The sequence below is a fragment of the Pseudomonas sp. 21615526 genome, assembly GCF_013386245.1.
Classification (GTDB): domain Bacteria; phylum Pseudomonadota; class Gammaproteobacteria; order Pseudomonadales; family Pseudomonadaceae; genus Aquipseudomonas.
Genome location: NZ_JACAOM010000198.1, coordinates 1 through 4777 on the forward strand (window position 1 = coordinate 1; position 4777 = coordinate 4777).

At 58.8% G+C, this 4777-nt stretch carries 4 protein-coding genes; 3 read left to right on the forward strand and 1 reads right to left on the reverse strand.

Features of this window, described 5'->3' with window-relative positions:
* Positions 1 to 134: Wzz/FepE/Etk N-terminal domain-containing protein (locus HX786_RS30920; RefSeq protein ID WP_256735349.1), on the reverse strand; the 134-nt coding region annotated here is incomplete at its 3' end.
* A 400-nt stretch (positions 135 to 534) separates the two neighbouring features.
* On the opposite strand from HX786_RS30920, the gene HX786_RS30925 reads away from it, so the two are divergent.
* The 3 genes from HX786_RS30925 to HX786_RS30935 all read left to right on the forward strand — a co-directional run bounded on the left by HX786_RS30925 (position 535) and on the right by HX786_RS30935 (position 4453).
* On the forward strand, positions 535 to 921 hold the full coding sequence (locus HX786_RS30925; protein ID WP_008436175.1) for a TIGR03067 domain-containing protein: 387 nt from the start codon (positions 535 to 537) through the stop codon (positions 919 to 921).
* 541 nt (positions 922 to 1462) lie between these two features.
* A complete protein-coding gene (locus tag HX786_RS30930; protein ID WP_177047259.1) occupies positions 1463 to 2701 on the forward strand; it encodes an MFS transporter in 1239 nt (412 codons plus the stop codon).
* Between the two features lie 162 nt (positions 2702 to 2863).
* Positions 2864 to 4453: an ABC-F family ATPase gene (locus tag HX786_RS30935; RefSeq protein WP_178913047.1), complete on the forward strand. Its 1590-nt coding sequence runs from the start codon at positions 2864 to 2866 to the stop codon at positions 4451 to 4453.
* Positions 4454 to 4777 lie beyond the last annotated feature (324 nt).

The following is a 4777-nucleotide window of genomic DNA, read 5'->3' on the forward strand; positions in this document are numbered from 1 at the left end:
CCCACCCCCAGCACCCCCGCCAAAATCGAACACCCCAGCACCAACTTCTTTTGCCGCCAGATACCATGACACAGTTCAAACAGATCAATTTCGTCCGATGCCGCATGAGCGTGGAGCCGAGGAGTTTTATTCAAAACTGATGCACCTTAAAAAGTCGACAGTCAGCGGTCACACATATTCATCAAATACTGAATGGCCGCTTGAAAATCAGGGACAACGCCCTGTACACAAGACACGAACGGTCTACCGATGGTCATCGGACCACCTCGGTCATGGAAAAATCCCACATCACCGTAGATTGTTTTCGTTCAGATTACGCAGGAGCCCCTACCCTGGTGCTGAGCGTAGACGAACTTGTAAAGAACCGTTTCCGAATCAACGCACAAAATGGCGCTAAATACCCGTGAATACTGGGAAAATTCGTACGCAACAATGAGAAACCAGACAATTCTCACAAAATCGATTCAGCTTATCCGTCAGGCATCTACGCACCAAGGTATTGACTGCTCGTTTTTTAACCAAAAAGGAATTTGTATGACACGTGCTTCAAATGCGGATTTCCAGGCGCTCCAGGGGGCATGGGAACAAACGGCGCTGGAAGACAATGGTGTGCTCAATCCCACGGATGAACACAGCGCGCCAGGCGCGATCACGACAATCTCGGGCGATCAATTCCAGGTGGTGACGGTCGACGGCGAGGTTTTACTGGCAGGCAGCTTCACGCTCGATGCCAGCACGGCACCCAAAAGCATTACCTGGGTTGACTCGATGGGAGAGGATGCCGGCAAACAGTTACCCGCGAGTTACCGGCTGGAAGGTGATCACTTCGTGTTTATTGCGGCAGATGAAGGCATGCCCCGCCCTACCCGCTTCAGTACCGGCCCAGGGCAAACCATGCGCACGTTCGTGCGCAAACCCTGACACGGAGATACATCCGTTCCTGCGACATGGTTTTCACATGGCCTTCACGTGTTGACCTATAGGGTGAAGGCTACCTACTCCAGTGAACACCTTGGCCCGTCTACCCCACGGGCCTTTTTTTGCCTGCACGGCAGCCAATCAGCACGGGCGCTTGATGGCGGTGAGGGTGTAGCACGGGGCAGTTGAGCGGGCTGGTTTTGATACCTGGGCTGACAGCATGTCCATTGCGTCTCCAATATGTTCCGGTCATTGCGACAAAAGAAGTCCGCCCTACACCGAAAGCCTCGCCATCCTTGAACCGGTAAAGAGCCTTCACTGTAGGGCGAACGGACGGAAAATAAGCCAGGCTTATTGGATGTTCAACTGTTAACAATAAAAAGCCCTGAAAAAGCCTCGATCAGCGCTATTTTTCGATGCAAATGGCTCCACTTTGTAAATGTTTTTGCTTGTATTGCCATACGAGTGCAACGCCGCCTTCAGAAACTATACCTTCACGCCATGGGTCACTACTGCTACCGACCTCTTGCCTGAAGACCGTGCCATGGCCACTCGCTCTGACCTGCGCAACACCCTGTCCCTGGACAGCCTGAACTTTTTCCTGGCGGACGTGCGTGACGGACTGGGGCCGTACCTGGCGATTTATCTGCTGGCCGTGCACCACTGGGACCCCGCCAGCATCGGCGTAGTCATGACCCTGGCCGGCGTCGCGGCCCTGCTCACCCAGACGCCGGCCGGCGCATTAATTGACCGAACCCGCAGCAAACGGGCAGTGATCGTGATCGCCGCGCTGCTGGTGACTGCCAGTTGCCTGCTCCTGCCCTTCGTCAGCTCCTTCAGCCTGGTGGCGCTGACCCAGGCGGCCAGTGCAGCGGCGGCCTCGGTGTTTGCGCCGGCCATCTCGGCGATTTCCCTCGGGATCACCGGGCCGCGCGCTTTTACCCGGCGCACCGGCCGCAATGAAACCTTCAACCACGCCGGCAACGCGGTGGCGGCCCTCCTCGCCGGTGGATTTGCCTACCTGTTCGGCCCGGTGGCGGTGTTCTATCTGATGGCAGTCATGGCTGCGGCGAGTGTCATCGCGGTCAGCTGCGTGTCAGCCCAGGCAATCGACCACGAAGTCGCACGGGGTTTCGACCCTGCGCATGGCACCGGCCATGAACAACCGTCGGGGTTGGCCGTGCTTCTGGCGAACAGGCCCTTGATGCTGTTTGCCATCTGCTGCGCGCTGTTTCACCTGGCCAATGCGGCCATGCTGCCGCTGGTCAGCCAGAAGCTGTCGCAGATCAACCTGCAGATGGCCACGCCGCTGACCTCGGCCTGCATCGTCGCGGCCCAGTTGGTGATGGTGCCGGTGGCCTGGCTGGTGGGCGTGAAGGCCGACGTGTGGGGGCGCAAGCCGTTGCTGCTCGCCGGTTTCATGATCCTGCCGCTGCGGGGCGTGTTGTATACGCTGTCCAGTGATCCTTATTGGCTGGTGGCAGTGCAGATGCTTGACGGGGTCGGCGCCGGGGTGTTCGGCGCGCTGTTTCCGGTGATCGTCAAAGACCTCACCCAGGGCACCGGACGCTTCAATGTCAGCCTGGGCGCGCTGTCCACGGCATTCGGCCTCGGCGCGGCCTTGAGCAGCAGCCTGGCAGGTTTTGTCGTGCAGTGGGCGGGTTACAACGCCGCGTTCCTGACCCTGGCCGGCGTGGCGGCCGTCGCATTGGGGCTGGTGTGGGTGGCAATGCCGGAGACTCGGGCGAATCCATCCGTGCAGCGCCATACAACTCCCGCCTGACATATGCGACAATGCGCGCCAAATTCCAACATGCACCCATTTTTCTGCTCAGCGACTGGGCCCCAAGCCTTGATGTCGCTGCCGACGTATGCCCGTTGGCCTGGGCCACAAAATGGGCCCGGCTCAAATTAGCGCACTCCAAGCTATTGATAGGTAAAGTAATTGATCTCCACAGCTAACATCACCATGCAGTTCGGCGCCAAGCCGCTATTTGAGAACGTTTCGGTCAAGTTCGGCGCAGGCAACCGTTATGGCCTGATCGGTGCCAACGGTTGCGGCAAGTCGACTTTCATGAAAATCCTCGGTGGCGACCTCGACCCGTCGAGCGGCCAGGTCATGCTGGAGCCGAACGTGCGCCTGGGTAAACTGCGCCAGGACCAGTTCGCCTACGAAGAATTCACCGTACTCGACACCGTGATCATGGGTCACGAAGAGCTGTGGAAGGTCAAGGCCGAGCGCGACCGCATCTACTCGCTGCCGGAAATGACCGAAGACGACGGCATGGCCGTGGCCGAGCTGGAAACCGACTTCGCCGAGATGGACGGCTACACCGCCGAATCCCGCGCCGGTGAGTTGCTGCTGGGCCTGGGTATCGGCATCGAGCAGCACAACGGCCCGATGAGCGAAGTGTCACCAGGCTGGAAGCTGCGTGTATTGCTGGCCCAGGCGCTATTCTCCGATCCGGAAGTGTTGCTGCTCGACGAGCCGACCAACCACCTGGACATCAACACCATCCGCTGGCTGGAAAACATCCTGACCCAGCGTAACAGCCTGATGATCATCATCTCTCACGACCGTCACTTCCTGAACAGCGTCTGCACCCACATGGCCGACCTGGACTACGGCGAGCTGCGCCTGTTCCCGGGCAACTACGACGAATACATGACCGTGGCGACCCAGTCCCGCGAGCAGTTGCTGTCGGACAACGCCAAGAAGAAAGCGCAGATCTCCGAGCTGCAATCCTTCGTCAGCCGCTTCTCGGCCAACGCCTCGAAAGCCAAGCAGGCCACTTCCCGTGCCAAGGCGATCGACAAGATCCAGCTGGCCGAAGTCAAGCCATCGAGCCGCGTCAGCCCGTTCATCCGCTTCGACCAGACCAAGAAGCTCCACCGCCAGGCGGTCATCGTCGATCGCATGGCCAAGGGCTTTGACGGCAAGACGCTGTTCAAGGACTTCAGCTTCCAGGTTGAAGCCGGCGAGCGCGTGGCGATCATTGGCCCGAACGGTATCGGCAAGACCACCCTGCTGCGTACCCTGGTCAACGAACTGACCCCGGATGCCGGTACGGTCAAGTGGACCGACGCGGCTGAACTGGGCTATTACGCCCAGGACCATGCTTCGGACTTCGAAGACGAGTCCAACCTGTTCGACTGGATGGGCCGCTGGACCAAGGAAGGCGAGCAAGTGGTTCGCGGTACCCTGGGCCGCATGCTGTTCTCCAACGACGAGATCCTGAAGTCGGTGAAGGTGATTTCCGGTGGCGAGCAAGGTCGCATGCTGTTCGGCAAGCTGATCCTGCAAAAGCCGAACGTGCTGATCATGGACGAGCCGACCAACCACTTGGACATGGAGTCCATCGAGGCGCTGAACCTGGCGTTGGAGAACTACCCGGGTACGCTGATCTTTGTCAGCCATGACCGGGAGTTTGTGTCGTCCCTGGCCACCCGCATCATCGAGCTGAGCCCGAGTGGGGTGATCGACTTCAGCGGGACTTATGACGATTACCTGCGTAGTCAGGGTGTGGTTTTCTAAGAGCCGCCGGTAGTTTGAAATGCGAAAGCCCCGTCCAGTGTGATGGGGCTTTTTTTTGGGGTATGGCTCTGCTGTTCTGTGGGAGCCGTCGAGCTTTAGCGAGGCCGCGATAGCGGTGTGCCAGGCAACATCTTTATTGATCATGCCGCCGCCTTCGCAGCCTTGCTAAAGCTCGACAGCTCCCACACTTTACCCCGTCCGCTTTAGTCGTCCCGGGCCAGGGAGGCCCCATGGATCCAAAGCCGGATAGGCACGGGCCGCAATATCATCAAATATAGTTAGCCTGCTTCCTTTTACCCCAAGCCCTTGCCATGATGCCCGCAC